21 protein-coding genes are annotated in these 26,124 nt (G+C 67.8%); 10 read left to right on the top strand and 11 right to left on the bottom strand.

Annotated elements, in window-relative coordinates; all coding sequences use genetic code 11:
• Positions 1 to 97: 97 nt before the first annotated feature.
• The 7 genes from D620_RS15160 to D620_RS0110100 all read right to left on the bottom strand — a co-directional run bounded on the left by D620_RS15160 (position 98) and on the right by D620_RS0110100 (position 4,421).
• The gene (locus tag D620_RS15160; protein ID WP_017665690.1) at positions 98 to 958 is read right to left on the bottom strand and encodes a lysophospholipid acyltransferase family protein; all 861 of its coding nucleotides are present in this window, start codon (positions 956 to 958) and stop codon (positions 98 to 100) included.
• Entirely contained in the window at positions 951 to 1,373 is a 423-nt protein-coding gene (locus D620_RS0110125) for a Fur family transcriptional regulator (protein WP_155800105.1), read from the bottom strand. The genes D620_RS15160 and D620_RS0110125 overlap by 8 nt, the downstream gene beginning before the upstream one ends.
• Before the next feature lie 157 nt (positions 1,374 to 1,530).
• Positions 1,531 to 1,980, bottom strand: a complete 450-nt coding sequence (locus D620_RS0110120) for a MucR family transcriptional regulator (protein ID WP_017665688.1) — start codon at positions 1,978 to 1,980, stop codon at positions 1,531 to 1,533.
• A gap of 111 nt (positions 1,981 to 2,091) precedes the next feature.
• Entirely contained in the window at positions 2,092 to 2,571 is a 480-nt protein-coding gene (locus tag D620_RS0110115; protein WP_017665687.1) for a GNAT family N-acetyltransferase, read from the bottom strand.
• A complete protein-coding gene (tsaB, locus tag D620_RS0110110) occupies positions 2,568 to 3,191 on the bottom strand; it encodes a tRNA (adenosine(37)-N6)-threonylcarbamoyltransferase complex dimerization subunit type 1 TsaB (RefSeq protein ID WP_017665686.1) in 624 nt (207 codons plus the stop codon). The genes D620_RS0110115 and tsaB overlap by 4 nt, the downstream gene beginning before the upstream one ends.
• A 43-nt stretch (positions 3,192 to 3,234) precedes the next feature.
• A complete protein-coding gene (locus D620_RS0110105; protein ID WP_017665685.1) occupies positions 3,235 to 3,843 on the bottom strand; it encodes a malonic semialdehyde reductase in 609 nt (202 codons plus the stop codon).
• Positions 3,840 to 4,421, bottom strand: a complete 582-nt coding sequence (locus tag D620_RS0110100) for a NifU family protein (protein WP_017665684.1) — start codon at positions 4,419 to 4,421, stop codon at positions 3,840 to 3,842. Before D620_RS0110100 ends, D620_RS0110105 begins: the two co-directional genes overlap by 4 nt.
• Positions 4,422 to 4,551: 130 nt before the next feature.
• Here D620_RS0110100 and D620_RS0110095 point away from each other — a divergent pair, with 130 nt between their 5' ends.
• From D620_RS0110095 to D620_RS0110075, 5 genes are all read left to right on the top strand, one after another.
• Complete coding sequence (locus D620_RS0110095) at positions 4,552 to 7,620, top strand: M16 family metallopeptidase (protein ID WP_017665683.1); 3,069 nt, start codon at positions 4,552 to 4,554, stop codon at positions 7,618 to 7,620.
• 136 nt (positions 7,621 to 7,756) lie between these two features.
• Entirely contained in the window at positions 7,757 to 9,142 is a 1,386-nt protein-coding gene (locus D620_RS0110090) for a class II 3-deoxy-7-phosphoheptulonate synthase (protein ID WP_026092114.1), read from the top strand.
• A 125-nt stretch (positions 9,143 to 9,267) separates the two neighbouring features.
• Positions 9,268 to 10,563: an ergothioneine biosynthesis protein EgtB gene (gene egtB / locus D620_RS0110085; protein WP_017665681.1), complete on the top strand. Its 1,296-nt coding sequence runs from the start codon at positions 9,268 to 9,270 to the stop codon at positions 10,561 to 10,563.
• Position 10,564: 1 nt separating this feature from the next.
• On the top strand, positions 10,565 to 11,551 hold the full coding sequence (gene egtD / locus D620_RS0110080; protein ID WP_017665680.1) for an L-histidine N(alpha)-methyltransferase: 987 nt from the start codon (positions 10,565 to 10,567) through the stop codon (positions 11,549 to 11,551).
• 46 nt (positions 11,552 to 11,597) lie between these two features.
• Positions 11,598 to 12,563 (top strand): NAD(P)/FAD-dependent oxidoreductase, encoded by a 966-nt coding sequence (locus D620_RS0110075; protein WP_017665679.1) that lies wholly within the window; start codon positions 11,598 to 11,600, stop codon positions 12,561 to 12,563.
• On the opposite strand, the gene D620_RS15155 is transcribed toward D620_RS0110075, so the two are convergent.
• From D620_RS15155 to D620_RS0110055, 4 genes are all read right to left on the bottom strand, one after another.
• Positions 12,536 to 13,309 (bottom strand): FkbM family methyltransferase, encoded by a 774-nt coding sequence (locus D620_RS15155; protein WP_196795272.1) that lies wholly within the window; start codon positions 13,307 to 13,309, stop codon positions 12,536 to 12,538. The two genes, D620_RS0110075 and D620_RS15155, sit on opposite strands and share 28 nt — an antisense overlap.
• Positions 13,302 to 14,471, bottom strand: a complete 1,170-nt coding sequence (locus D620_RS0110065; protein WP_017665677.1) for a hypothetical protein — start codon at positions 14,469 to 14,471, stop codon at positions 13,302 to 13,304. Before D620_RS0110065 ends, D620_RS15155 begins: the two co-directional genes overlap by 8 nt.
• Positions 14,468 to 15,265, bottom strand: a complete 798-nt coding sequence (locus tag D620_RS0110060) for an NTP transferase domain-containing protein (protein WP_017665676.1) — start codon at positions 15,263 to 15,265, stop codon at positions 14,468 to 14,470. Before D620_RS0110060 ends, D620_RS0110065 begins: the two co-directional genes overlap by 4 nt.
• Before the next feature lie 82 nt (positions 15,266 to 15,347).
• Positions 15,348 to 16,856 (bottom strand): tryptophan halogenase family protein, encoded by a 1,509-nt coding sequence (locus D620_RS0110055; RefSeq protein ID WP_324603066.1) that lies wholly within the window; start codon positions 16,854 to 16,856, stop codon positions 15,348 to 15,350.
• A 197-nt stretch (positions 16,857 to 17,053) separates the two neighbouring features.
• Here D620_RS0110055 and D620_RS0110050 point away from each other — a divergent pair, with 197 nt between their 5' ends.
• The 5 genes from D620_RS0110050 (at position 17,054) to D620_RS0110030 (ending at position 26,123) form a co-directional block, all read left to right on the top strand.
• A complete protein-coding gene (locus tag D620_RS0110050; RefSeq protein ID WP_017665674.1) occupies positions 17,054 to 20,347 on the top strand; it encodes a TonB-dependent receptor in 3,294 nt (1,097 codons plus the stop codon).
• Between the two features lie 13 nt (positions 20,348 to 20,360).
• Entirely contained in the window at positions 20,361 to 21,338 is a 978-nt protein-coding gene (locus D620_RS0110045) for a glycoside hydrolase family 16 protein (protein WP_017665673.1), read from the top strand.
• A 33-nt stretch (positions 21,339 to 21,371) separates the two neighbouring features.
• The gene (locus D620_RS0110040) at positions 21,372 to 22,427 is read left to right on the top strand and encodes a LacI family DNA-binding transcriptional regulator (RefSeq protein WP_017665672.1); all 1,056 of its coding nucleotides are present in this window, start codon (positions 21,372 to 21,374) and stop codon (positions 22,425 to 22,427) included.
• A complete protein-coding gene (locus D620_RS0110035) occupies positions 22,424 to 23,632 on the top strand; it encodes an MFS transporter (protein ID WP_017665671.1) in 1,209 nt (402 codons plus the stop codon). The genes D620_RS0110040 and D620_RS0110035 overlap by 4 nt, the downstream gene beginning before the upstream one ends.
• Before the next feature lie 94 nt (positions 23,633 to 23,726).
• Complete coding sequence (locus D620_RS0110030) at positions 23,727 to 26,123, top strand: glycoside hydrolase family 3 protein (RefSeq protein WP_017665670.1); 2,397 nt, start codon at positions 23,727 to 23,729, stop codon at positions 26,121 to 26,123.
• The last annotated feature ends 1 nt before the right edge of the window (position 26,124 follow it).

The raw sequence follows: 26,124 nt of genomic DNA, 5'->3' as shown, positions 1-26,124 counted from the left end.
TTGCCCAAGCTCTGGCCATGCCGGTGCGGGCGGCGGGTTTTTCGCCCCAGGACAGTGTCTCATTGTCTCCTACACGCGCGGGCGCTGCGGGCGAAGGTCAGTCGGCGGTCTCGGCCTTGGGCTCGTAGCGGACCGGGGCGACGCTGTGCGCGAAGGGGCGCAAGGGGTGGCCGCGGACCTCGACCAGCGCCTCCTCGATGCGGCGCCGCGCCTCGATGCTGATCGCCTTGCGGCCCTTGAAGTCCTCAGGGCTGAAGGGCTCGAGGTAGTGGAGCCGGACCGCGAAGCTGCCCTTGCGTGAGAGCACGCGCTTGGCGTTGTTGAAGCCGCCCTCCTCGCCGATCCAGCCGATCCACTCGGCTACGGGTCCGTAGTCGAGGATGACCGGCTGGACGAGCACGCCGGGCGGGGGCGGCTCGAGGACGGAGAGCATCGAGGTCTTGAAGGGGAGGAGCGACTGGCCGTCGGTGGTGGTGCCTTCGGGGAAGACGGTGACCGACCAGTTGTCGACCAGCGCCTCCTTCAGGGCGTTGATCTGCTCGGCCACGCCCATGCGGTGCTCACGCTTGACGAACACCGTGCGGTTGAGGCTGGCGAGCCAGCCGACGACGGGGGCGGCGGCAAGCTCGGCCTTGGCGACGAAGGCGGTCCCGCTCGCCCCGGCAAGGGCAAGGATGTCGACCCAGGAGATGTGGTTGGCAACGAAGAACACGTCGCGCTTCAAGTGTGTCCCCACCACCTTGACCCGCGCCCCGCAGACCCGCGCGGCATAGCGCAGGAACAGCATCGGGAAGGGCGAGCCGTAGGAGAAGGCGCGGTAGAGGTAGTGGAGCGGCACGAACACCAGCAGCAGCGCGACGAGCCCCGCCGAGCGCGCGGCGATACGCAGCCAGCCGGCGAGGCTGACCGGCGTCACCTCGCCGCGCGCGGCGGCCTGGCGCAGATCCCAGTCAGTCATTGCGCGACAGCCGCACGCCGTAGAGCTCCATGCGGTGGTCGACCAGCCGGTAGCCCAGCCGCTCGGCGATCTGGCGTTGCAGCGCCTCGACCTCGGGATCGACGAATTCGACGACCTTGCCGGTCTCGACATCGATCAGATGATCGTGATGCGCCTCGGGCACGGGTTCATAACGCGAGCGGCCGTCGCCGAAATCGTGACGGTCGAGGATGCCGGCTTCCTCGAACAGGCGCACGGTGCGGTAGACCGTGGCGATCGAGATGCGCGGATCGATCGCGGCGGCGCGGCTGTGGAGGAGTTCCACATCGGGATGGTCCTCGCTCTCCGAAAGCACCTTGGCGATGACCCGGCGCTGTTCGGTGATGCGCAGGCCCTTTTCCGCGCAGAGTTGTTCGAGATCGATCTTGTGGGTCAAGAAAAGCTCCATCGCCGCGCGCCGTCGCCCTTGCGGGTTGGGCCGCCCAAAAGCATTGCAACCCCACCCCTACAGGCGAGAGGCTGCATGCTCAAGCGGCCCCTGCCGCCCTCTCAACAGGGGCGGCTCGGAGCGTGCGACCCGCAAGAGCCGGGGTTCAGGCGGTCTTCTTGGCGCGGCGCGGCTTGGGCGCGGGCGTGCCGGGCTTGCGGCCCAGCCCGATCTTCTTGGCCAGATCACGACGCTTTTCGGCATAGTTGGGCGCGACCATCGGATAGTCGGCCGGCAGACCCCAGCGCGCGCGGTATTCTTCCGGGCTCATGTTGTAATTGCTGCGAAGATAGCGCTTGAGCATCTTCAGCTTCTTGCCGTCTTCAAGGCACACGATGTAATCGGGCTTCACCGAATTGCGCACCGCAACGGCAGGCTGCGGCCTGGCTTCTTCGACAACCGGCGTCTCGCCCAGATTGGCGAGTGCGGCATAGACGTTGGTGATGAGGCCGGGGACATCGGCGACGGCAACATCATTATTGCTGAGGTGCGCAGCGACAATGTCGCTCGTCAGCGTGATAAGCGTTTCTTTCATATCGATTTCCAGATCTTGCATGAGTTCCTCGCAGGCGTCTTTCTGGTGCGCCGGTTATTGCGCCATGGCGCAGTAAAGCAATCGTTGCAACTAGGTTGCTTTGCTTGTTCACCTTTTCGCGATGAGCCGAGGCTACTCGATTGTTCGCGCGAAAGTAATCGCGTCGATCCGTTCACCGTTAGCCATGCGGTAATAGTTGCGCCGCTCCCCGATCGGCGCGAAACCGCACTTGCGGTAAAGGTGGATAGCCGGATTGCCGCGCCGCATTTCGAGAAATACGCGCGCCGTGCCGCGGGTGCGGGCAACCGCGAAGAGCTGTTCGACCAGCGCCGCGCCCACCCCGCGGCGCCGCGCGCCCGGCGTGACCGCGATCAGCAGCAGCTCCTCCTCGTCGAGCACGTGGCGGGTGAGCACGAAGCCGGCCGGGGCCGGGGCAGGGTCAGCCTCATCCGCGATCGGCATCCCCGCCGCATCGACCACCAGCGCATGGGTGCTCGGCATCGCCAGCGCGTCGGCGACCTGCCGCCGGTTCCAGGCCTCGCCGTAAGCCGGATCGAAGGCCGCCTCCATCACCGCCATGATCCGGTCGAGGAGGGCGGGCGAGGGGGTCATGCGGCCCCTTGCGCCTTCATCGGCGTCGCATCCGGCCCGCGGCCATAGATGGGCGCGAGCGCGGGGGTGAGGAGCGCAGGGGCCAGCAACGGGACCGCGCCGGCATCGGGCAGCAGGTCGAGCGCTTCGGCCTGCGTCCCCTCGGCCAGCGCCGCGGCGCGGTTGCCGGCGACGAGCGCTGTTTGCGGGCGGGCGCGGGCGGCTTCGGGAGCGAGCGAGGCGACCTCGCCCAGTGGCAAACCGTCGGCACTGAAATCGGCCAAGAACCATTCGCCATGCCCGCCATTGGTGCAGACCGTGACGCCGCCGCCGGGCCGGATCGCGAGCGCCTGCGCGGCGATCAGCGCGAGGGTGGGGAAGCCCAGCACCTCGGCGCCCCACGCGAAGCCCAGTGCGCGCGCGGTGGCAAGGCCGATGCGCACTCCGGTAAAACTGCCGGGACCAAGGCTGACGAGAATGCGCCCGGCGCGCCCCTTGCCAGGCAGCGCCGCGATCATCGGCACCAGCGCTTCGGCATGGCCGCGGCCGATCACGCGGTGGTCATGCGCGATCCGCCCCCCGCCCTCGAACAGGGCGACCGAGCAGGCCTCCGAGGCGGTTTCGATCGCGAGTATCCGCATTGCGCCTGCGCCCTGCCCCAGCGCGGCGGCGGGCGCAAGCGGCTTAGGCGATGCGGTTGAAGCGCGCGAAGTCCGGGCGGGGCGAGCGAGCGAAGATGCTCGCCGGATCGCCGTAGCCGACCGAACAGATGAAGTTGACGCGGTGGCGCGGTTCATCGGCGAAGAAGGCGGCATTGACCGCTTGCCCGTCGAAGCCCGACATCGGCCCGCAATCAAGCCCCAGCGCGCGCGCGGCAAGCATCAGGTAGGCGCCTTGCAGCGAGGAATTGCGGAACGCCCCTTCCTCGCGCGCCTTCTCGTCACCCTCGAACCAGCTCTTCGCATCGGTATGCGGGAAGAGCCAGGGGAGTTCCTCGTGGAAGTCGATGTCGTAGCCGATCACCGCGGTCACCGGCGCGGCAAGGACCTTGGCCTTGTTGCCCTCCATCACGCAGGCCGCGAGGCGCGCCTTGGTCTCGGGCGACTTGACCCACACGATCCGCACCGGCTGCATATTGGCCGATGTCGGGGCCATCTTCATCAGGTCCCAGATCGCGTGGAGTTGTTCGTCGCTGACCGGCTTGTCGAGCCAGCCGTTGTAGCTGCGCGCCGCATTGAACAGCTGGTCGAGCGCCTCTGCCGACAGCGCGTGATCGTGGAACTGGACGGTCATGCCGCGCGCACCTCGGTGACTTCGGGGACGTAGTGCTTGAGCAGGCCCTCGATCCCGTGCTTGAGCGTCGCCGTGCTCGACGGGCAGCCCGCGCACGAGCCCTGGAGGGTCAGGTAGACAACCCCGTCGCGGAAGCCGCGATAGGCGATGTCGCCCCCGTCGCCCGCCACAGCGGGGCGCACGCGGGTTTCGAGCAGTTCGTTGATCGCGGCGATCACCTCGGCATCCTCGGGGCGTTCCTCTACCGCCATGTCCTCCTCGGGCGGCGGGACCGCGATCCCGCTTGCGGTGGCGGCGGCGAACAGCGGGGCTTCCGAGACGAAATGGTCGAGCAGGATCGCGATCACCTGCGGCTTGAGCGCGGCCCAGTCGGCACCGGGCGCGGCAGTGACGCTGATGAAATCGGTTCCGAACATCACGTTCACCACCTCGCCCGTATCGAAGATCGCGGCGGCGAGCGGGCTTGCCTCGGCGGCTTCGGGGGTGGCGAATTCGCGGCTGCCGGCGGCCATCACGGTCTGGCCGGGCAGAAACTTGAGCGCCGCGGGGTTGGGGGTGGTTTCGGTTTCGATGAACATGGCCCCCATCTAGGGTGCGCGCCGGCAAGGGGCAAGGGCAAGCCGCAGGCCCCGGGGGACCGGCAGCCGAGCGGATTGTGCGATAAGCATTCACTATCGCTTCAGACTTTGCCGCCCTATAGACCGCGCCATGACGTCCCATTCCCGCGCCCTGCGCGCGCTCGCCCTTCTCCTTGCCCCGCTGGTCGCGCTCCAGCCCGTGCTTGCCGAACAGGCCACGGCGCCCGGGAAGGACAAGGTCGGCAAGCCGGCGGTGAACGCCGCGCACGCCGTCACCCAGGCGCCCGCCGCCGCCGAGCCCGCCGTTCCGCCGGTGCCCGCGCCCCGGTCGCTCCAGACTGCCGGGAACGCGTGGCTCTACAAGGGCTCGGACATTCCGGTCGATGACAAGTGGCTGTTCGGGCAGATGAAGAACGGCCTGCGTTACGCCGTGCGCCGCAACGGCGTGCCGCCGCGTCAGGTCTCGATCCGGGTGCGCATCGATGCAGGCTCGATCCACGAGAACGACAGCGAGCAGGGCTATGCGCACCTTCTCGAACACCTGCTGTTCCGTGAAAGCAAATATCTCGGCAAGGCCGAGGCGATCGGCGCCTGGCAGCGGCTCGGGGCGACCTTCGGCAACGACACCAATGCCGAAACCACCCCGACCCACACCGCCTACAAGCTCGACATTCCCAATATCGACGATGCCAAGCTGGCAGAGAGCTTCAAGCTGCTTTCGGGCATGATCCGCGAGCCGGTGCTGTCCGATGCGAACGTCGCCGCCGAACGTCCGATCGTGCTCGCCGAAAAGCGCGAGCGCGGGGGTGCGGCGCAGCGCACCGGCGAGTTGACCCGCCAGACCTTCTTTGCCGGCCAGCGGCTCGCGGTGCGCAATCCGATCGGCACCGACGCGACGCTGAACGGGGCAACGGGCGGCGCGGTGCAGGCTTTCTACGACCGCTGGTACCGGCCCGAGAACACCGTGATCGTCGTTGCCGGCGATGCCGATCCGCTGGTGCTGGCGGGGCTCGTCGAACAGTGGTTCGGCGACTGGCAGGGCACCGGCGCGCCGGATGTCGCGCCCAGGTTCGGCGATCCGCTTGCACCCACGGGTGCGGTGGTTCCCGCAGGCGGCGGCCTTGCCCCGATCGGCGAGCTTGCTGTCGGCGTCGAGCCCGATCTGCCGCGCAGCCTCACCTATGCGATCCTGCGCCCGTGGCGGCCGGTGCAGGACACGATCGTCTACAACGAAGGCCTGCTGACCGATGCGGTGGCGCAGGCGATCATCAACCGGCGGCTGGAGAGCCGCGCGCGGGGTGGCGGGAGCTTCCTCTACGCGCAGGTCCAGCAGGACGACGTCTCGCGCTCGGTCGACGCCACCTTCGTGACCTTCGCGCCGCTCTCGGCCGACTGGCAGGCCGCGCTCGCCGATGTGCGCAGCGTCGTCGCCGATGCCATCGCCAATCCGCCCACGCAGGAGGAGATCGACCGCGAGATCGCGCAGTTCGACGTGGTCTTCGCCAACCAGGTCGAGCAGGAGAGCGTGCAATCGGGCAGCGACCTTGCCGACAATCTCGTCAACGCCGTCGACATCCGCGAGACCGTTGCCGCGCCCAAGGTGGTGCTGGGGGTGTTCCGCGGGGTGAAGCCGCGCCTCACGCCGGCTGCCGTGCTCAAGCGCACCCGCGCGCTGTTCCAGGGCTCGGTGACGCGCGGGGTCTATGTGACGCCCGCGGCGGGCGAGGCCGATGTCGCCGCGTTCCGCACCGCGCTTGCCGCCAGGGCTGCCGCCGACGGCTCGGCGCGCGTCGCGGGCGAGGCGATCGCCTTTGCCGATCTGCCGCCGGTCGGCGAACCCGGCACGATCACCGGCCAGAGCGCACTGGGCGTGCTCGAGGTCGAACAGGTCGATTTCGCCAACGGCGTCAAGGCGCTGCTGTGGGCCAATGATGCCGAGCCGGGCCGCGTGACCGTGCGGGTCCGCTTCGGTGCCGGCTGGCGCGCCTTCGACGCAGGCACTGCAGTCTTTGCCGAACTTGGCGAGCAGGCGCTGGTCGGATCGGGCCTTGGCGAGCTCGGCCAGAACGAGATCGACCGGCTGGCCACGGGCCGCAAGTTGGGCTTCGATTTCAACATCGACGATGCCGTATTCACCTTCACCGCGCAGACCCGTTCGGAAGATGTGAACGACCAGCTCTACCTCTTCGCTGCCAAGCTGGGCATGCCGCGCTGGGACAAGGACCCGGTGCTGCGCGCCAAGGCCGGGGCGGAGCTTGCCTACAACACCTATGCCACCAGCCCGGGCGGAGTGCTCAACCGCGATCTCGAATATCTCGTGACCGGCGGCGACGGGCGGTTTGCGACGCCCGATCCGGCGGCGCTCAAGGCAGCCACTCCCGAGCAATTCCGCGCCGTGTGGGAGCCGCTCCTCAGGCAGGGCCCGGTCGAGGTGCTGGTGTTCGGCGAATTCGACAAGGCCAGCGTGACCGAACAGCTGCGCCTCACCTTTGGCGCGCTCGCCCCGCGCGAGCCGGTCCCGGCCGATATCGCCGCACGCGTGCCCGGCTTTGCGCCGGCGGGCGCGGCGCCCGCGGTCCTCACCCACCGCGGCGATGCCAACCAGGCCGCCGCCGTGGTCGCCTGGCGCAGCGGCGGCGGGACCGAGGACCTGCGCACCAGCCGCCAGCTCGAAATCCTCACCCAGCTGTTCAACAACCGCCTGATGGACGCGCTGCGCGAACGCGCGGGGGCGAGCTATGCACCGCAGGTGTTCTCCAGCTGGCCCGCCGATCTGCCCAGCGGCGGGCGCATCACCGCGCTCGCGCAGCTCGAGCCCGCCTTCGTGCCGACGTTCTTTGCCGAGGCCGACAGGATCGCCGCCGATCTTGCCGCCAATCCGCCCACCGCCGACGAGCTTGCCCGGGTGACCGAGCCGCTCGCCCAGCTGATCCGGCGCGCCTCGACCGGCAACCAGTTCTGGCTCTACAATATCGAAGGCGCGACGGTGGATCCGGCCCGCATCGCGATGCTGCGCTCGATCCTGCCCGATTACTCGCAGACCACCCCTGCCGCGATGCAGGAACTGGCCGCGCGCTATCTGGCAAAGGAGCGCCTCTTCCGCATGGCGATCATCCCCGAAGGCCAGACGCTGGCCGAAGCAGCGCCCGCTCCGGGCGCGGGTATCAATGCTGCGCAGGAGGCGCTGATCGGGCGCTGATCGTTCTGTTCGCTGACTGTGCACGGGAAATAAAGTTGTCCGCGGTGGCATTGCCGCTTTACAATTCGTGCAGCGCTCGGCTAGCGGGCGCCCCCGCGCCATGCTTGCGCGCGCCTGAGAAGAAAGACCGATGACCGTGCCCGAGAACTGGACCCCGGAGAGCTGGAAGGCCCACGAAGCGCGCCATCTGCCGCTTTACGAGGATGCGGCGGAGCTCGCCGAGGCTGAAAAGACCCTCTCGTCCTATCCCCCGCTGGTTTTCGCAGGCGAGGCGCGCGCGCTCAAGGCGGACCTTGCCAGCGTGGCGAACGGCCACGGCTTCCTGCTCCAGGGCGGGGACTGCGCGGAAAGCTTCGCCGAGTTCCATCCCAACAACATCCGCGACACCTTCCGCGTGCTGTTGCAGATGGCGGTTGTGATGACCTTCGCCAGCAAGCGCCCGGTGATAAAGGTCGGGCGCATGGCGGGCCAGTTCGCCAAGCCGCGCTCCTCGCCGACCGAAACGATCGGCGATGTCACCCTGCCGAGCTACCTCGGCGACAACATCAACGGGATCGAGTTCGATCCGGTCAGCCGCCGCAACGATCCGGCCCGGATGGTGCGCGCCTATTCGCAGGCCGCCGCCACCTTGAACCTGCTGCGCGCTTTCGCCGGCGGGGGCTATGCCAACTTGAGGCAAGTCCACCAGTGGACGCTCGACTTCATGGGCCGCACCCCGTGGACCGAGAAGTTCAGCGAGATGGCCGACCGCATCGGCGAGGCACTCGATTTCATGGAGGCCTGCGGGATCGATCCCCAGACCGTTCCGCAGCTCAAGGGCACCAGCTTCTACACCAGCCATGAAGCGCTGTTGCTCCCTTACGAGCAGGCCATGACCCGCCGGGATTCGCTGACCGGCGATTGGTACGCGACCAGCGCGCACATGCTGTGGATCGGTGATCGCACCCGCTTCCCGGGTTCCGCGCATATCGAATTCGCGCGCGGGATCGGCAATCCGCTCGGCATGAAGTGCGGGCCCAGCCTCGAGCCTGACGCGCTGCTGCGCCTGCTCGACGATCTCAACCCGGGCCGCGAGGCCGGGCGCATCACGCTGATCAGCCGCTACGGTCACGACAAGGTCGAAGAGGGCCTTCCCAAGCTGGTGCGCGCCGTGATGCGCGAAGGCCATCCGGTGGTGTGGTCCTGCGATCCGATGCACGGCAACGTGGTCAAGTCCGACACCGGCTTCAAGACGCGCCCCTTTGACCGCATCCTCAGGGAAGTGAAGGGCTTCTTCGCCGTCCACCGCGCCGAAGGCTCGCACCCGGGCGGCATCCATATCGAGATGACCGGCCAGGACGTGACCGAGTGCGTCGGCGGGGCCGTGGCGATCACCGAGGAACGTCTCGGCGATCGCTATCACACCCATTGCGACCCGCGCCTCAATGCCGAGCAATCGCTCGAACTCGCCTTCCTTGTGGCCGAGATGCTCAACGAGGCGGCCGGCGGCAGGCGCGAGGCGGACATCAGCCACGCGGCCTGATTTCCAGCGGGAATCTCACGCTGGTGATGATTTTCTGATAGCCGCGCGGCTATCAGGCGTCTTTCCTGCGTAACGGGAAGCGGGCATCTTGCGAATGTCCATCCGTGGTGAGGAGGAGGGCGCACGTGCATCGCAGCGAGTTGCAGAACACTCCGGCACAGGCGGCCCATGGACAGGCGCTGGCTGCGCATTTCGCAGCGACGCGCGCGCTCGCCGAGGCGCTGGTCGCGCCGCTTTCGGATGCGGATGCCTCGATCCAGTCGATGGAGGATGCGAGCCCCGCCAAGTGGCACCTCGCGCACACGACATGGTTCTGGGAAACCTTTCTGCTGCGCGAACATGGGCGGAATTACCGGCTGCACGACGAACGCTGGCCGTTCCTGTTCAACTCCTACTACGAGGCCGAGGGCGCGCGGATTGCCCGGGGGGCGCGCGGGATGCTCTCGCGACCCACGCTGGCCGAGGTGCTGGAATGGCGCGCGATCGTAACTGCGGCGATGGAACCGCTGCTCGCCGATCCCGCGCTGGCACCGCTGATCGCCCTCGGCATCGCGCACGAGGAACAGCACATCGAACTGCTGCTCACCGACATCAAGCATGCGCTGTTCCAGAACCCGCTCGGCCCGGCCATGTGGCCGGCTGCGGGGAGGGGAGAGACAGCGGCTGCGACCTCGGTCGCCGGCTCTTCCTCCCCCGGCTGGCATGTGCACCCCGGGGGCATCGCGCTGGTCGGGCACCAGACCGAGAATTTCTCCTTCGACAATGAAGGCCCCCGACACCGCGTGCTGCTCGAACCCTTTGCGCTCGCCGACCGGCTGGTGACCAACGCCGAATGGGCGGAATTCATCGCCGATGGCGGCTATCGCGACGCGCGCCTGTGGCTCGCCGACGGCTGGGGCTGGGTGCAGCGCGACGGGGTAGGCGCGCCGCTTTACTGGGGCGGGGACGGCGCGCATTTCGCCCATCAGGGCTGGCAGGCGCGTGATCCCTATGCGCCCGTCACCCATATCTCGTTCTACGAGGCCGATGCCTTCGCCACCTGGGCAGGCGGCAGGCTTCCGACCGAGTTCGAGTGGGAAGCGATCGCGCGCGGACAGGATGGCAGCGCCAGCGCCCCGGCGCATGACCCGTGCGGCGGCAACCAGCTCTATTGCGCGGGGCCCGTGCTGCCGACGGGATCGACCGGACTGTTCGGTGATTGCTGGCAGTTCACCCGTTCGGCCTATCTGCCATACCCCGGCTTCCGCCCCGCCGCGGGCGCGGTGGGCGAATACAACGGCAAGTTCATGAGCGGACAGGTGGTGCTGCGCGGCGCATCCTGCGCCACGGTGCGCGGGCATTCGCGGGTCTCCTACCGCAATTTCTTCTACCCCAACCAGCGCTGGCAGTTCACCGGGCTCCGCCTCGCCAAGGACGCCTGAAATGACGAAGCCGACAGGTCTGAAACTGGTCGAACGCGATGCAGGCGGGGTCGATTTGGCGTTCCGCGCCGATGTGCTCGCAGGTCTTGCCGAGCCCCATAAGGCGGTGCCTGCACGCTGGTTCTACGACGATGCCGGATCGCAGCTGTTCGAGGACATCACGCTGCTCCCCGAATATTACCCGACCCGCGCCGAGACCGAGATTCTGACCAATCGTGCCACCGAGATCGCCGGGCTGATCGGGCCGGGCCGCGCGGTGGTGGAGTTCGGTTCGGGCTCGTCGGTCAAGACGCCGTTGCTGCTCTCGGCAATCGGCCCTTCCGCCTATGTCCCGCTCGATATTGCCGGCGATTTCCTGCGCGCCTCCTCGGCGGCGCTGGCCGCGAAGTTCCCAGGCCTGCCGGTCCTGCCGGTCGAGGCCGATTTCATGCGCCGGGTGGAACTGCCCGCCGAAGTCGCCGGCCTGCCCAAACTCGGCTTCTTTCCCGGCTCGACCATCGGCAACATGATCGCCCGCACCGCGACCGATCTGCTGCGCACCATGCGCGCGACCCTGGGCGAGGGGGCGCTGCTGCTGATCGGCATGGACCTCGTCAAGGACGAGGATGTCTTGCTCGCCGCCTATGACGATGCGGCGGGGGTGACCGCGGCTTTCAACCGCAATCTCCTCGCCCGCATCAACCGCGAGCTTGACGGCGACATCCCCCTCGATGCCTTCGCCCACGAGGCGCGCTGGAACGATCTTTTCGCACGGATCGAGATGCATCTGGTCGCTCGCACGGACGTGACTTTTACCGTCAGCGGCCAGCGCTTCGAGATGCGCGCGGGCGAGAGCATCCACACCGAGAACAGCCACAAGTTCACCAAGCGCTCAGGGCAAATGCTGCTGGCCGCGGCCGGGTGGGAGCCGCGCGCGCGCTGGACGGACGCGGCGCGGCAGTTCTCGCTGGTGCTGGCCGAATCCTGTCCGCCCCGCTCGGCGCCCTGAACCTTGCGCGCCTGAAACCTCCGGCGTTCTGGGGCGTTGGCGCGGGATGGACGGACAGAACGATATTCTCATCATCGGCGGCGGCATGGCGGGGCTTTCGGCAGCGACCGCTCTGGCGGGCGCTGGCGCGGGCGTGACCGTGCTCGACAAGGGGCGCGGGCCGGGCGGGCGGATGGCGGCGCGGCGGGCCGAGATCGGCGGCGAGCCAGCGAGCTTCGATCACGGCGCGCAATATTTCACCGCGCGCGATCCCGCCTTTCGCGATGCGGTCGCAGATTGGGAGACGGCAGGCGTCGCCGCGCGCTGGCCGGCTGCGGGCGCCGACGCCTGGGTCGGCACCCCCGGCATGAACGCGCCGATCCGCGCGATGGCCGAAGGCCTCGACGTGCGCTGGAATGTGCGCGCCGAGCGGCTTGGCCGCGACGGCGCGCTCTGGCGGGTGGAGGCGGGCGAGGTGGTGTTCCGGGCCGCCACCGTGCTCGTCGCCGTACCTGCCGAACAGGCCGCCGTGCTGCTTGCCGAACCAGCGCCCGGCTTCGCCGCGCGCGCCGCCGCCGTCACCTCGGCGCCGTGCTGGGCGGTGATGGCGGGCTTTGCGCAAGGCCTGCCCCTTGCGGATACCTTCCGCGCGGACAACGGCCCCGTCAGCTGGGCTGCGCGCAACTCCGCAAAGCCGGGGCGCTGCGGCGGCGAGACCTGGGTGATCCATGCAAGCCCCGCGCGCAGCCGCGAACTGATCGATCTGCCCAAGGACGAGGCCGCGCGCCTCCTGCTGGCCGATTTCTTCGCTGTCACAGGCACCGCGCTCGCCGTGCCGCAACACCTCGACGCCCATCGCTGGCTCTACGCCCAGCCCGAAGCCCGCAAGGGCGAGGGCCCGCTCTTCGATGCCGGATTGCAGATCGGAATCGCCGGAGACTGGCTTCGCAGCCCCCGCGTCGAAGGCGCGTGGCTATCGGGCCGCGCGCTCGCCGATCAGGTGCTTCAGGAGCGGCGCGCCAGCACGTCGTAGTGGTGGCCGCGTCCGTATTTGGCAAAGCGGGTGAAGCCCGCGGCGCGCAACAGCGCCTCGATCTCGCCCGCGCTCGCCCAGCGGTCATCGACTTCGTAGAAGATCGCCTCAACGCGGGCAAATCTCTGCGTCTTGGCGAGTTCGGAAATCACGACCGCCTCCAGTCCCTCGACGTCGATCTTGACGAACATCGGCAAGTCGCCCGCCAGCAGCGGATCGAGCAGCGGGGCATCGATCGTCTCGATCGTGATGCCGCCCACGCCCACGCCGCCCTCGCGTCCGGCGAGCGTTGCCGTGCCGGTGTGATCGGGCGCGACATTGATCGTCACCTCCCCCGCGCTGTCGGCGATGGCAAGCAGGTGCAGTACGGTCCGCGCCGCGCCGCCGTTCAGCGCGACATTGGCGGCAAGGCGCGCATGGGTGGTCGGCACCGGCTCGAAGGCGATCACCTGCCTGCACGCGGGGTTCTGCGCCGCGATCAGCGAATAGAGCCCCTGATTGGAGCCGATGTCGACGAAGACGAAATCTTGCCGCTGGCCCAGCAGCAGGTCGGCCAGATCGCGGCCATAGGTGCCGAAGATGCAATAGCGGAAGGTGGTGTCCTGCCAGTTGGGCACCATCAGCACGCCATAGGCCGAGCGCACCGGGCCATCGGCGCACGCCATCAGCGGCGAGAGCACGGCTGCCTTCCACTTGCGCAACGTCTTGGCCACGCCGTAGCGCCAGAATGCTGCAAGACTAGCCAAGCGGGGTCCTTTCGATAAATGCGGTGATCGCATCGGCCGCGCGCTCGGCCGAGGGGCGGGCCGAGAGCGAGAAGGTCGCATCGATCAGCGCCTGTTGGCGGGGTGCATAGTCGGGATGCGATGCGATGGCAGCATCGATTTTGTCGAGCAGGTTCCCGGCGCTTTCCAGCACCGGCCCTGCCTGCCAGTGCAGGTAATTGGCATCACCGCGCCAGTTCACGAGGTGACTGTTGAGGAACAGGCACGGCCGGGGCTCGCGCAGGAATTCGTAGATCTGGCTGCTGACATCGCCGAGGTAGATGTCCGCGCTGTTGGTGTAGCTCATGTCGCTGCTCGCGCTGCTGCCGGTGTCGATGTGGATGCGGGGCTGGCGCGCGAATTCGGGGCCGGGGGGCGTGACGCGCGCGAGGCTCGGCGGATCGACCGTCACCACCCATTTGCGTTCGAACAGCATCACGTGCGGCGCGAAGATCAGATTGTAGCGATCCTGGTTGCGGAAGGCTTCCAGCACCTGCGCGCCGTGCCTGAACCAGCTCGACAGCTTGGGCGAGGGGTGGGGGTTGTAAATCACGGTGGGCCGTTCGGGGGCGGGGAAGCTGTCTGCAAAGCGGTTGTGCGCGCACAGATCGAACTTGGGATAGCCGACCAGCGCGATCTGATCCGCGCGCAGGCCGGCCTCGGCGATCAGCCGGTCGCGGATCTTGGGGCCCGAGACCAGCACCAGATCGAACTTCGCGCTTTCCGGATTGAAGCCGATCGCCCGGTCGCCTGCGCCGTGGCGTGTGTGGATGAGCTTCACCGTGTCGAGCCCGTAACGGGTCTTCAGCAGCAGCGAGGTCTTTTCCGAGACCACCACCGCATCGAAGTTGGCGAAGAATGCGAGGTTATCGCGGTAGATGAGCAACTTGGTCGCCGGGACGAGCCGTTCGAGGGCGCCGGCCAGCGCCTGCGACGTGCCGCTCCTGAGGGTCAGGTGCACCAGCTCGACCCTGGCGAGCAGCGCCGGATCGGCCTGCCGCTCGATCTCGCGGCGGATCGCCTCGCGCGCGAAGGCGAGGGTGATGCGGTGCTCGCCGCGCGCCGCCAGAGCCAGCGCGATGGGGAGCGAGTGGGCAAGCTGGTGGGTCTGGTCGTGGTTGAACAGGAAGCAGATGCGCTTCATCCGCGCGCCGCCCCCAACAGGCGTTCGGCAAGCGCATGGTCTTCGGGCTTGTCGACATCGACGCCCATGCGCCCGTCCGACAGGATCACCGGCACAGCGCTCGCGCCCAGCCGCGCGCCGGCCGCCGCGAGCGCATCGCGCAGGGTCATCTGGCGCAGCAGCAGGCGCGCCATCAGCACCGGGCCGAAATGGGCGGCGAGACGGAGCACAGACTTGCGATCGGCCTCGACCTTTTCCCAGAACTTGAGGGCATTGACCGCGCCCGGGCCTGTCAGCGCAAACAGGTTCGCGCCGGTAAAGGCGCCGCCCTTGAAGGCGAGCCAGGTGCGCCTGTTGGGGCCGACCGCACGCTCGAGATTGCTGCGTTCGACGAAGGCGACCGAAACGTCTCCGGCCCCGGCGCCTGCAACGAATTCGGCGATGGTGGCCGGGGTCAGCATCACGTTGTCGGCGGTGGTGACGAGCAGCGGCAAGCCGATCGCCGGATCCTCGAGAGCGCCCCGCACCGATCCGCTGATCGTGGGTCCCGAGACGCGGAATGCGATGCGCGGCTCTTCCACCGCCCAGGCCAGATCGCGGTGGGCGCGCAGTTGCAGGGTGTTCTGGGCGAGCACCACGATCCGCGCGATCCCGGGCGCATCGAGCAGCGCTTCCAGCACGCGGTTCAGCATCAGCTCGCCCGCGACCGGGACCAGCGCCTTCATCTCGGCGCCGAAATGGGCAGCCATGGGATCGATGCCCGGACGCTGTCCCGCCAGCACCAGCGCGGTCCAGCCTTGAGGTGCGTCGGTCATGGGGGGAGCGGGCCTCGGGCAAGCGATGGGTGACGGCCGCTACTTCCTAGCGCCGCCCCCGAATGTCAAGAATTGGCCCCGTTCACGCCGCCATCGGCGCGGGGCAATACCGGGCAAGGTAATCGCCATGGCCGGGCATATGCTGGACGAGGTAGCGGATCGATTGCTCCATCTCGTTGACCTCGGTCGCGGTCTTCACCGGATCGAGCGCATCGGCCATCGCGTTGTGGCCCCCCATGCTGATGCCCTGACCCATCATCACCGCCGCCCAGCTGGTCTCGGTGAACAGCTCGTCCTCCTCGCGGAAGATCTGGCCGTTGGCACGGAACAGCTCGACTTTCTCGGTGAGCGTGTCGGGCACGGGCATGGTGCGCACGTAGTTCCAGAAGTCGGTGTCGGTGCGTGTCGTGGCGTTGTAGTGAAGGATCAGGAAATCGCGAATGCGCAGGTATTCGCGGCCCGTGAGGCGGTTGAAGGTGTCCTCCTGCACCTGGGTTATGCCGTCCAGCGACAGGAGCGAGATCAGCTTGTCGATCCCGGTGTTGATGAGGTGGATCGAGGTGGATTCGAGCGGTTCCATAAAGCCCGCCGCAAGGCCCAGCGCGACGACGTTCTTGTTCCAGAACTTCTTGCGGCGCCCGGTGACGAAGCGCAGCCAGTTGGGCTCGGCCTGGGGCTTGCCCGCGATATTGCCGAGCAGGATGTCGAGCGCCGCCTGGTCCTCAATATAGGCCGAACAATAGACATGGCCGTTGCCGTTCCTGTGCTGGAGCGGGACCTGCCATTGCCAGCCCGCGGCGTGGGCGGTGGCGCGGGTGAAGGGCGGGGCCGGGCTGCCGTCCTCGCGCTGGCAGGGGAGGGCAACGGCGCGGTTGCAGGGCAGGTAGTGGCTCCAGTCGTCGTAGCCGGTCTTAAGCGCCTGTTCGATCAACAGGCCGCGGAAGCCCGAGCAATCGATGAACAGGTCACCCTTGAAGGCGCGGCCATCCTCGAGGCTGACGCCGGTGACAAAGCCGCTCTCGCAATCGAGCTGGACGTCGGCGATCTTGCCTTCCTGACGCACCACGCCGCGGCTCTCGGCGAATTTGCGCAGGTAAGCGGCATAGCGCCCCGCATCCAGGTGATAGGCATAGTTGACCGGCGGCAGATCGTCGCGGCTGAAATCCTCGGTGCGGGCGAACTTGCCGAAATAGGCGGCCATCGTCTCGAGGTTGAAGACCTGGATCGGCCGCTTGTCGCCTGCGCCCTGCATCCGGTGCCAGACATGATGGAAGCTGATCCCGCCCATCGTGTAGCCATAGGCGCCGAACGGGTGGATATAGCTGTCGCCCAGCCTGCCCCAGTTTTCGAACTGGATGCCGAGCTTGAAGGTGCCCCCGACTTCGCTGAGCATCTCGCGCTCGTCGATGCCGAGCAGCTGGTTGAAGCCGACGAAGGGCGGAATCGTCGCCTCGCCGACCCCGACCGTGCCGATGCTCTCGGATTCGATCAGCGTGATTTCCACAGGTCGCCCCTTGCGGATGCGCGACAGGGCCGCCGCCGCCATCCACCCTGCGGTGCCCCCGCCGACAATGATAATCCGTTCAATCACCACGTTTTCCTCGATCCCAACCGGGCCTCTACGGGCCGTTTGCGCGGGGGGACTGCCACCGCGACAAGTGTTGCCAGAATGCAATATGAACCGCAGATTACAAGTCTTGAGAACGCTCTCAAGATCGGTTACAACTGTCCCGCAGCCCGCAGTGTCAGGCACGAACCTGGCGCGCGGAATGGGGAGAGACACACAACATGAACACCGCCAAGCTCGCGCCGCGTCGGCGCCTCCTTGCCCTCGGCACCGCCTCTGCACTGGCGATTGCCGCGGCCAGCCCCGCGCTGGCGCAGGACGCCGCCGCGAGCGGCGAGGAACCCGACGCCGCCGCGCCCGCCGAAGAGCCCGAAGCCGACATCATCGTCACCGGCTACCGCGCCTCGCTGCAATCCGCGCAGAGCATCAAGCGCAATGCCGACACCGTGGTCGACGCGATCACCGCCGAAGACATCGGCGCGCTGCCCGACCGCTCGGTCGCCGAAGCGCTGCAGCGCGTCCCGGGCGTCAATATCGGTCGCTTCGAAAAGCCGTCGGACCCTGACCGCTTCTCGGTCGAAGGCACCGGCGTCATCATCCGCGGCCTCAATTTCGTGCGTTCAGAACTGAACGGGCGTGACATCTTCTCGGCCAACGGCGGCACGGTGCTGAGCTTCAACGAAGTCTCGCCCGAACTGCTGGGCTCGGTGCTGGTCTACAAGAATCTCACCGCCGACATGGTCGAAGGCGGGATCGCGGGGACCGTCAACCTTGTCACCCGCAAGCCGCTTGACCGGCGCGGTTTCCACATTTCGGGCACGCTTGAAACCAATGTCGGCGATCTGGCCGAAGAGTGGTCGCCCGGCGGTTCGGTGCTGGTGTCGAACACCCTCGAGACCGATGCCGGCACGCTCGGCGTCCAGATTGGCTATGCCCGCTCGGAGCTGATCAGCCGTACCGACGCCTCGCAGGTGGCCGACCCCTGCTACCGCCCGGCCAGCCTCACCGGATCGTGCTTCCGTGTCCGTCCGGTCGGCAGCGGCGGGATCGGTGGCACCCAGAACTTCAACGCCGACAATTTCCCGCCCGCCGGCGCGCTGGTCGTGCCCAAGGGCGCAGGCGTGCGCACCACCGATCTCGAGCGTGACCGCGAGGCCTTCTCGGCCGTCGTCCAGTACGAAAGTCCGAACCGCGACCTGCTGATGACCTTCGAGTGGCTGCGCGCCGACACGACGTTCTTCACGAAGGAAAACGCCGCGCTCGCGCTGGTCAATGACGATGGGCTGTTTCCGGTCCCCGCAGCCGGCAGCACCTGGCAGTTCGACAGCAACGGGTTCTTCCAGAAAGGCGTGCTCAGTCAGCGTATCGGGGATGCCTATGCCAACCCCTTCGGCCGCGGCGGCATTCCGCTCGAACTGCTCCGCTTCGAGCGCGAGACCCGCTCTTCGACCGAGGACGTCTCGTTCGACGTGGACTGGAACATCACCGACCGTCTGCGCCTCAACTTCGAGGCGCAGCACATCCAGTCCGATCTTGCGCAGGATTCGATCATCGGTGTGATGTCGACCTGGGCGAATATCGATCTCGATCTCACCGGCAAGGTGCCGCAGGTGCAGTTCCTCGCGCCTCCGGGCGCGCCGGCGGATTACTTCACCTCGGGGCGCAACACCTATTACTGGTTCCTGCTCGACAGCATTGCCCGCAACGAGGGCGAGCTCGATACGCTGCGCGCCGATCTCGAATACGACATCTCGGAAGACGGCTTCTTCAAGCAGGTCAAGTTTGGCGCGCGCTGGTCGGATCGCGGACAGACCACGCGTGACACCAACTTCAGCACCTGGGGCAACCTGTCGGCACCCTGGGCGGGCCGTGCGGGCTGTGCGCCGTGGAACGCCGGGCCCGGCTGCGCTGCAACCGGCGGCTTCCAGCCGGGGCGCTTCTTCACGGGGCTTCCGGGCCAGGAATTCGCGATCGGCGGCGGCGCCTTTGTCGACGATTTCCCGAACTACGCCAACCTGCGTTCGCCCTTCGACAACAACTTCCAGCGCGGCGGCACTTCGCCGCTGCCGGGCGGGGCCCACTTCTTCGGCGCGGACAGCTTCCTTGCCGAATACCTCTCCGGCGATTCGGCCAGCCAGGCGCGCGAGATCAACACTTTCTCGCAGACCCCGAATCCCTTCTTCGGGGTGCGCAACCGCAGCTTCACCAATGCCGTGACCGGCCAGACCAGCGCCTGCGATCCGTTCTGCGAGAACGAGATCAACGACGTCTCGGAAACCACCAAGTCGGGCTATGTCCGCGTCGATTACGGCACGGACTTCGATAACGGCTGGAAGGTCACGGGCAACATCGGCGTTCGCTATGTCGAGACCGAAGTGGTGGCGGCGGGCCTGATCGGCTTCCCCAACCCGTTCTTCTTCGACAACGTGCAGTCGGGCGGCAACGGCAACGGGCGGGCGGAGCTGTCCGAAGTGACCGCGGCCTGCGCCCGCGCGCAGCAGCTGCCTGCCGACCAGCGTCCGGCGTTCTGTAGCCTCTCGCAGACGCGCCTCGCCGAATTCGCCGCCGCACACACCGGCGAGATCGTGCTCGATGACCGTGCGGTGACCTTCGACAACTGGCTGCCGAGCTTCAACGCGCTGCTCGACACCGGCAATGGCCTCCTGTTCCGCGCGGCCGTGTCGAAGGGCATCTCGCGCCCCGATCTTGCCGCGTTCCGTTCGGGCGGCGGCATCGGCGACAACACCGCCGACCTGCGCGCGCAGGGCACGCTCGAGACCGGGCCGCTGTTCCAGATCTTTACCGGCAACCGCAACCTGCGTCCGATCGAAAGCTGGAACTACGACCTCTCGGTCGAATGGTATTTCGACCGTGTCGGCTCGCTGACGCTGTCGGGCTTTGCCAAGGACATCAAGGGGATCGTCAACAGCGGGGTGGACGTCGTCAACTTCGTGTCGCCCAGCGGGCTCGATCTGGATGTCGAGGTCAACGGGCCGGACAACCGCCAGAACGGCACCCTCAAGGGGGTCGAGCTGGCCTACCAGCAGACCTACGACTTCCTGCCGGGGCTGCTGAGCGGGCTGGGCAGCGTGCTGACCTATACCTATGTCGACGGCGGCGATTTCCGGAACACCAACCTCGCCAACAACCAGAGCGATTTTGCAGGGTTGCAGCCGCTCGCCGGGATTTCCAAGCACACCGTCAACGCGGTCCTGTTCTACGACAAGGACTGGCTGTCGATGCGCGCTGCCTACAACTGGCGCTCGGCCTTCCTGATCACGCCGCGCGACGACATCTTCCCCTTCTCGCCGATCTGGGGCGAGGAGACCGGGCAGCTTGACGCCTCGATCTTCGTCACCGTCGCCGACGGGTTGAAGCTGGGCGTGCAGGGCGTGAACCTGCTCGACGAAGTGTTCCGCACCAGTCAGGTGATCGACTTCGACGGCACACGGGTGCAGCGCTCGGCATTCCGCAACGACCGCCGCTTCACCTTCCTTGCCCGTTTCGACTTCTGACCGGGACGAGGCCATGACGATTGCAGGGCTGCTGAAGGCGGGCACGCTGACAGCGGCCCTGCTGGTTTCGGGGGCATCCTCGGCCCCCGCCGACCAGCCTCTCGCCGCGCTCGAAGGTGCGGGGTGGGAACTGGTCTGGGCCGACGAGTTCGACGGCACTGCGCTCGACCGGAGCAAGTGGACGCCCGAGCGATCCTGCTGGGGCGGCGGCAACAACGAACGCCAGTGCTACACCGACCGGCCCGAGAATATCGCAGTCGAGGGCGGAATGCTGCTGCTCAAGGCGCGCAAGGAACGCTTCGCCGGCCCCGCGCGCCCGCCCGAGATCGCCGACTGGAACAACCCCACGCAGGTCCAGTCGCACACCTCGGGCAAGGTCCGCACCATTGGTCTGCACGCCTGGCGCTATGGCCGGATCGAGGCGCGCGCAAAGGTGCCGGCGGGGCAGGGCACCTGGCCTGCGATCTGGATGATGCCCGACAATCCCGTCTACGGTCCCTGGCCGCGATCGGGCGAGATCGACATCCTCGAGGCGGTCAATATCGGCGCAAGGTGCAAGGATTGCGCGGGCGGCATGGGCGAGAACCGCACGATCAGTGCGCTGCACTTCGGCGATTTCGCGCCGCAAAACCGCTATGTCGACCACCGCAACGCCTTGCCGGGCCTCGCGCTGCCTTCGGACGATTTCCACGTCTATGCGGTCGAATGGGGCGAAGGGGTGATCCGCTTCCTCGTCGATGACCGCGTGCATCTTGCCGTTACCGCCGATCAGTGGAGCACGGCAGCGCCCTCGGCCCGCGGGAACCCTGCCGCGCCGTTCGACCAGCCCTTCTACATCATGGCAAACCTTGCCGTGGGCGGGCGCCTGTCGGAAGAAAACAACGCCAAGGGGGTTGCGAAAGGCAGCTTTCCCGCGCAATTCGCAATCGATTGGATAAGGGTCTACCGCTGCGCCAGCGACCCGACAACGGGGCGGGCCTGCATCAGGTAGGCAGGCGGTAATCGGGACAAGAACGGGCGGGCCATGGCGCGGGTGCGCAAGACAGTCACGATCAGGGACGTCGCCGAGGATGCGGGTGTCTCGCTCCAGACGGTGAGCCGCGTCGTCAATGGCGGCCCCAACGTGCGCCCGCAATTGCGCGACAAGGTCCAGGCCGCGATCGACCGGCTCGGCTATGTTCCCAGCCTTGCCGCCCAGCGCATGAGCGGATCGCGTTCCTACATCATCCTGGCCATCAACGACCGCGAACGCACGCTTGCCGACTGGCGCGAGCGGCGCGGCACGGACTGGGTCGACCAGATGCTGCTGGGCGGGATCCTGACCTGCTCGAAGCACGGCTATAGGATGATGGTCGAACTGGTGGATACACATTCCGACCACGTCGAGCGCGAATTGGGCGCCGCGCTGTCGGCGCTCCAGCCCGACGGCGTGATCCTGACCCCGCCGCACTCCGAAAACCGCCTCATCACCGCATTGCTGGCCGAGCGCGCGATTCCCTTTGCGCGCATCGGATCGGATGCGCCCGGGGCAGGGATCCGGCTGACGATGGGCGATGCGGGCGCGGCGCATCTTGCCACCACCCGGCTGGTGCAACTCGGCCACAAGCGCATCGCGATGATCGCGGGCCCATCGCAATACAGCCTTTCGGGCTGGCGCATCGCAGGCTGGCGCCGCGCGCTTGCCGAGGCTGGCTTGCCGGACGAGGGCCTGCTTGAAGTCGGCGATTTCGGATTCGACAGCGGCATCCGTGCGGCGCGCACGCTGCTTGAGCGCAACCCGGATCTCACCGCGATCATCGCCTCCTCCGACCAGATGGCGCTGGCCGCGCTCGAAGTCGCGCGCGAACGCGGCCTCGATGTGCCGCGCGACCTGTCGCTGGTTTCCTTCGACAACACGCCGATCGTGCGCTTCACCCAGCCGCCGCTGACCGCGGTCGACCAGCCGATTGCCGAGACCGTCGCGCGTGCGATCGAGCATCTGATCGCCCGCGCCCCCGGAGCCGAGGATGGCGAGGTGATCGAAGTTGCCGCCGCACTGGTCGAGCGCTCCTCGACAGCCCCTGCGCCGGACCGCGGTTGAGCGCCGCGCCCGCTCCGCCGCCCGGGCGCCAGCCGCTCTGGTTCCTCGCCCTCTTTGCGCTGGCCGCGGCGGGCGGTGCGGTTGCCTATGTGCCGCTGCTGACTGTCCTGCTGCCCCAGCGCATTGCCGAGTTGCAGGGCGGCGAGGATGTCGCGGCGCTGGCACAGGTGAGCTTCCTTGGCGCGGTGATGGCGAGCATCGCCAATATCGGCGTCGGCATGCTGAGCGACCGCGCAAAGGTGCGCAGGCCTTTCGTGATCGCCGGGCTGGCGCTGTCCAACGCGCTGCTCCTGTGGCTGGGAACAGCCGCGAGCCTCGCCGAGATCGTGGTGCTGGTGATGGTCTGGCAGGTTGCGCTCAACCTCATGCTCTCTCCGCTGATGGCGTGGGCGGGCGACTGTTTCCCTGACGAGCAAAAGGGCATGCTGGGTGGAGCGTTGGCGCTGTCGCCGGCGCTCGGTGCGCTGGCGGGTTCGCTGGTGACCTGGGCGGGCCTGGTTGCGCCGTCGGCGCGTCTGGCGCTGGTAGCGGTGCTGGTGAGCGCGCTGGTCCTGCCCGCGGTCGTGCTGGGCACGGGCCGGGTGCAGCCTGCGCTCGTCGCCCCGGCGCCAGCGCCAGCCTCTGCCACGCGCGCTGGGGTTCCGGTCCGGGAACGGGTGGTGCTGCGGATGTGGGCGGCGCGGCTGCTGGTGCAGGTGGCCGAAGGCGGCATGTTTGCCTTCCTCCTCTACTGGCTGCGCTCGATTGCGCCGGGCTATCCCGAGAACGGCGCGGCCAACATCTTCAGCCTCGTGCTGGTTGGCGCTGTGCCCGTGTCGTTGCTGCTTGGACGCTGGTCGGACCGCCATGCGCGGCCCGTTGTGCCGCTGGTGGCCACAGCGCTGCTGTGTGCCTGCGGCATGGTGGTCATGGCTGCCGCGCAGTCGCTCGCATGGGCGATTGCGGGCTATGTGCTGTTCGGGCTTGCGGCTGCCGTTTTTCTCGCGCTGCATGCCGGCCAAACCCTGCGCGTGCTCCCCGCGCCGCAGCACCGCGGACGTGATCTTGGCGTGTTCAATCTCACCAACACCGTGCCCGGGATGGTGATGCCGTGGCTGACGGTCATGCTGGTTCCGCAGTTCGGATATGGCGCATTGTTCCTGCTTTTCGCAGGTCTTGCCTTGGCCAGCGCCGTGCTGCTCGCCGGTGCGTTGCGCCGGGCCTGAAGTGCGCGCTTCGGCCTTGCCAAAGCGTGTGGGCGGCGGCATAGTTTGATAACGTTCTCAAAAATAAGCAGCGGATCTGGGAGGGTCTGGCGACATGGCGATTGGCACGATCGGGCAGCGACTTTGCGGGGCGGCGCTGATCGCTCTGCTGGCGGGCTGTCACGGCCCCGAACAGATCCGCTCGGCCAGTGCGCCGATCGCAACTGCGCCCGCGCCCGCCCCGGCGGCGGGCAGCCCCGAGGACCTGCTCGCGCGGATGAGCCTGGAGCGCAAGGTCGCGCAGATCATCCAGCCCGATATCGGCTCGATCACCCCTGAAGACGTGCGCCAATACCGCTTCGGCACGATCCTCAACGGCGGCAACTCGGGCCCGTTCGGCAATGACAAGGCGCCTGCCGCCGACTGGCTGAAGCTGGCCGATGCCTTCTGGGAAGCCTCGAGCGCAACGCTTGCCGATGGCGAGCCGGCGGTGCCCGCGATCTGGGCGACCGATGCCGTCCATGGCCACGCCAACGTGCCGGGGGCGACCGTCTTTCCGCACAACATCGCCTTAGGGGCGACGGGTGATGCCGACCTCGTTCGCCGCATCGGCGCGGCCACCGCGACCGAAATCGAGGTGACCGGTCTCGACTGGACCTTCGCGCCCACCGTCGCCGTCGCCCGCGACGATCGCTGGGGCCGCACCTACGAGAGCTATTCCGAAGATCCGGCGCTTGTTACCAAGCTTGGCGCGGCGATGATCGAGGGCTTGCAGGGCCGCCCGGGCGAGCCCGGCCTTCTTGGCGCGGGCAAGGTCGCGGCGACGGCCAAGCACTACTTCGGCGATGGCGGCACATCCCAGGGCGTCGACCAGGGCGATGTCAATGGCGACCTTGCCGCGCTGATGGAAATCCACGCAGCGCCTTATCCGGCGGCGATCGATGCCGGCGTCGCCAGCGTGATGGCGAGCTTCAACTCGATCAATGGCACCAAAATGCATGGCAACAAGCCGCTGCTGACCGACGCGTTGCGCGGTCGACTCGGCTTTGGTGGGGTCGTGGTGGGCGACTGGAACGGCCATGGCCAGATCAAGGGCTGCACCAATTCCGATTGCCCGCAGGCGCTGCTGGCGGGGCTTGATATCTACATGGTCCCCGAAGACTGGAAGGCGCTCCACGCGAGCCTTGTGGCGCAGGTGAAGAACGGCACGATCCCGATGGCGCGGCTCGATGAAGCCGTGTTGCGTGTCCTGCGCATGAAGCAGAAGCTCGGCATTCTGGATGGCGAGGTGAAGCCCTCGGCGCGTCCCAATGGCGGCAAATGGGACCTGCTCGGCTCGCCCGGGCACCGCGCGCTTGCACGTGAAGCTGTCGCCAAGTCGCAGGTGATCCTCAAGAATGCGGGCATCCTCCCGCTGAAGCCGGGCGCGCGGATCGAGGTGGCGGGTTCGGCGGCCGACAACGTGCCGCAGCAGGCCGGCGGCTGGTCGGTCACCTGGCAGGGCGGCGGCGATCTCACCGCAGCCGATTTCCCCGGTGCGACCTCGATCTATGCGGGCATCGCCGAGGCCGCCCGCGCCAGCGGCGGCGAGGCGCGTCTGGCGGTCAAGGGCGACCCTGCGGCCAAACCCGACATCGCCATCGTCGTCTTCGGCGAGCAGCCCTATGCCGAATTCGTCGGCGACCGCAAGGACCTGGCCTTCCGCGACGAGGAGGGGCTTGCGCTCCTCAAGGCCTACAAGGCGCGCGGCATTCCCACAGTCGCGGTGTTCCTCTCGGGCCGCCCCCTGTGGGTCAACCGCGAGCTTAACGCGGCCGACGCCTTCATTGCTGCCTGGCTCCCGGGCAGCGAAGGGGCGGGGGTGGCCGACGTGCTGTTCGGCAAGGCCCAGCCGACCGGGCGTCTCTCGTTCAGCTGGCCTGCGCGGTGCGACGGCGCGCCCCTCAACGGGCCCGAGGGAGCGCTGTTCCCGCTCGGCTACGGCCTCGGCTTTGCCGTCCCGCGCATCGCGCCGGTGCCGTTCGACGAGACCTGTGCGGCGCTCAGCCATGATGCAGGAGCAACATGGTTTGCCAGCGGCAAGCTCGGCACGCAGGTGCAGGCGACCGCCGACAATGCGCTGCTCCCAGATTTGCGCGGCAGCGGCAACGGGATCGTCGTCACCGGCGTCGACCGCCGCGCGCAGGAGGATGCGCGCCGCATCGCCTTCGGGCCGGGTGCGAAGCTGACGTTGAAGGGCCCCGCCAGCGGCGCGGCTTTCCGGATCACCTATCTGGTCGCGGCGCGCCCCGCCGCTCCGGTCACCGTCACGGCGGGGGGCTCGCGCGCGCTCGACATCACCCAGGGTCTTTCGGTGGCCGAGGGCAAGGGCTGGCGCGAGATGGTGCTGAGCGCGAAGTGCCTTGGCGAGACCGGCGGCACCCTTACCTTCGCCTCCGAGGCGCCCTTCGCTTTCCAGATCGGCGAAGTCACCCGCGACGAGACGGCGGCGGGCGCGGAGTGCTCGTTCTAGG

The sequence above is a fragment of the Porphyrobacter sp. AAP82 genome (assembly GCF_000331285.1).
GTDB lineage: Bacteria > Pseudomonadota > Alphaproteobacteria > Sphingomonadales > Sphingomonadaceae > Erythrobacter.
This window is presented reverse-complemented; position numbering and strand designations above follow the sequence as displayed.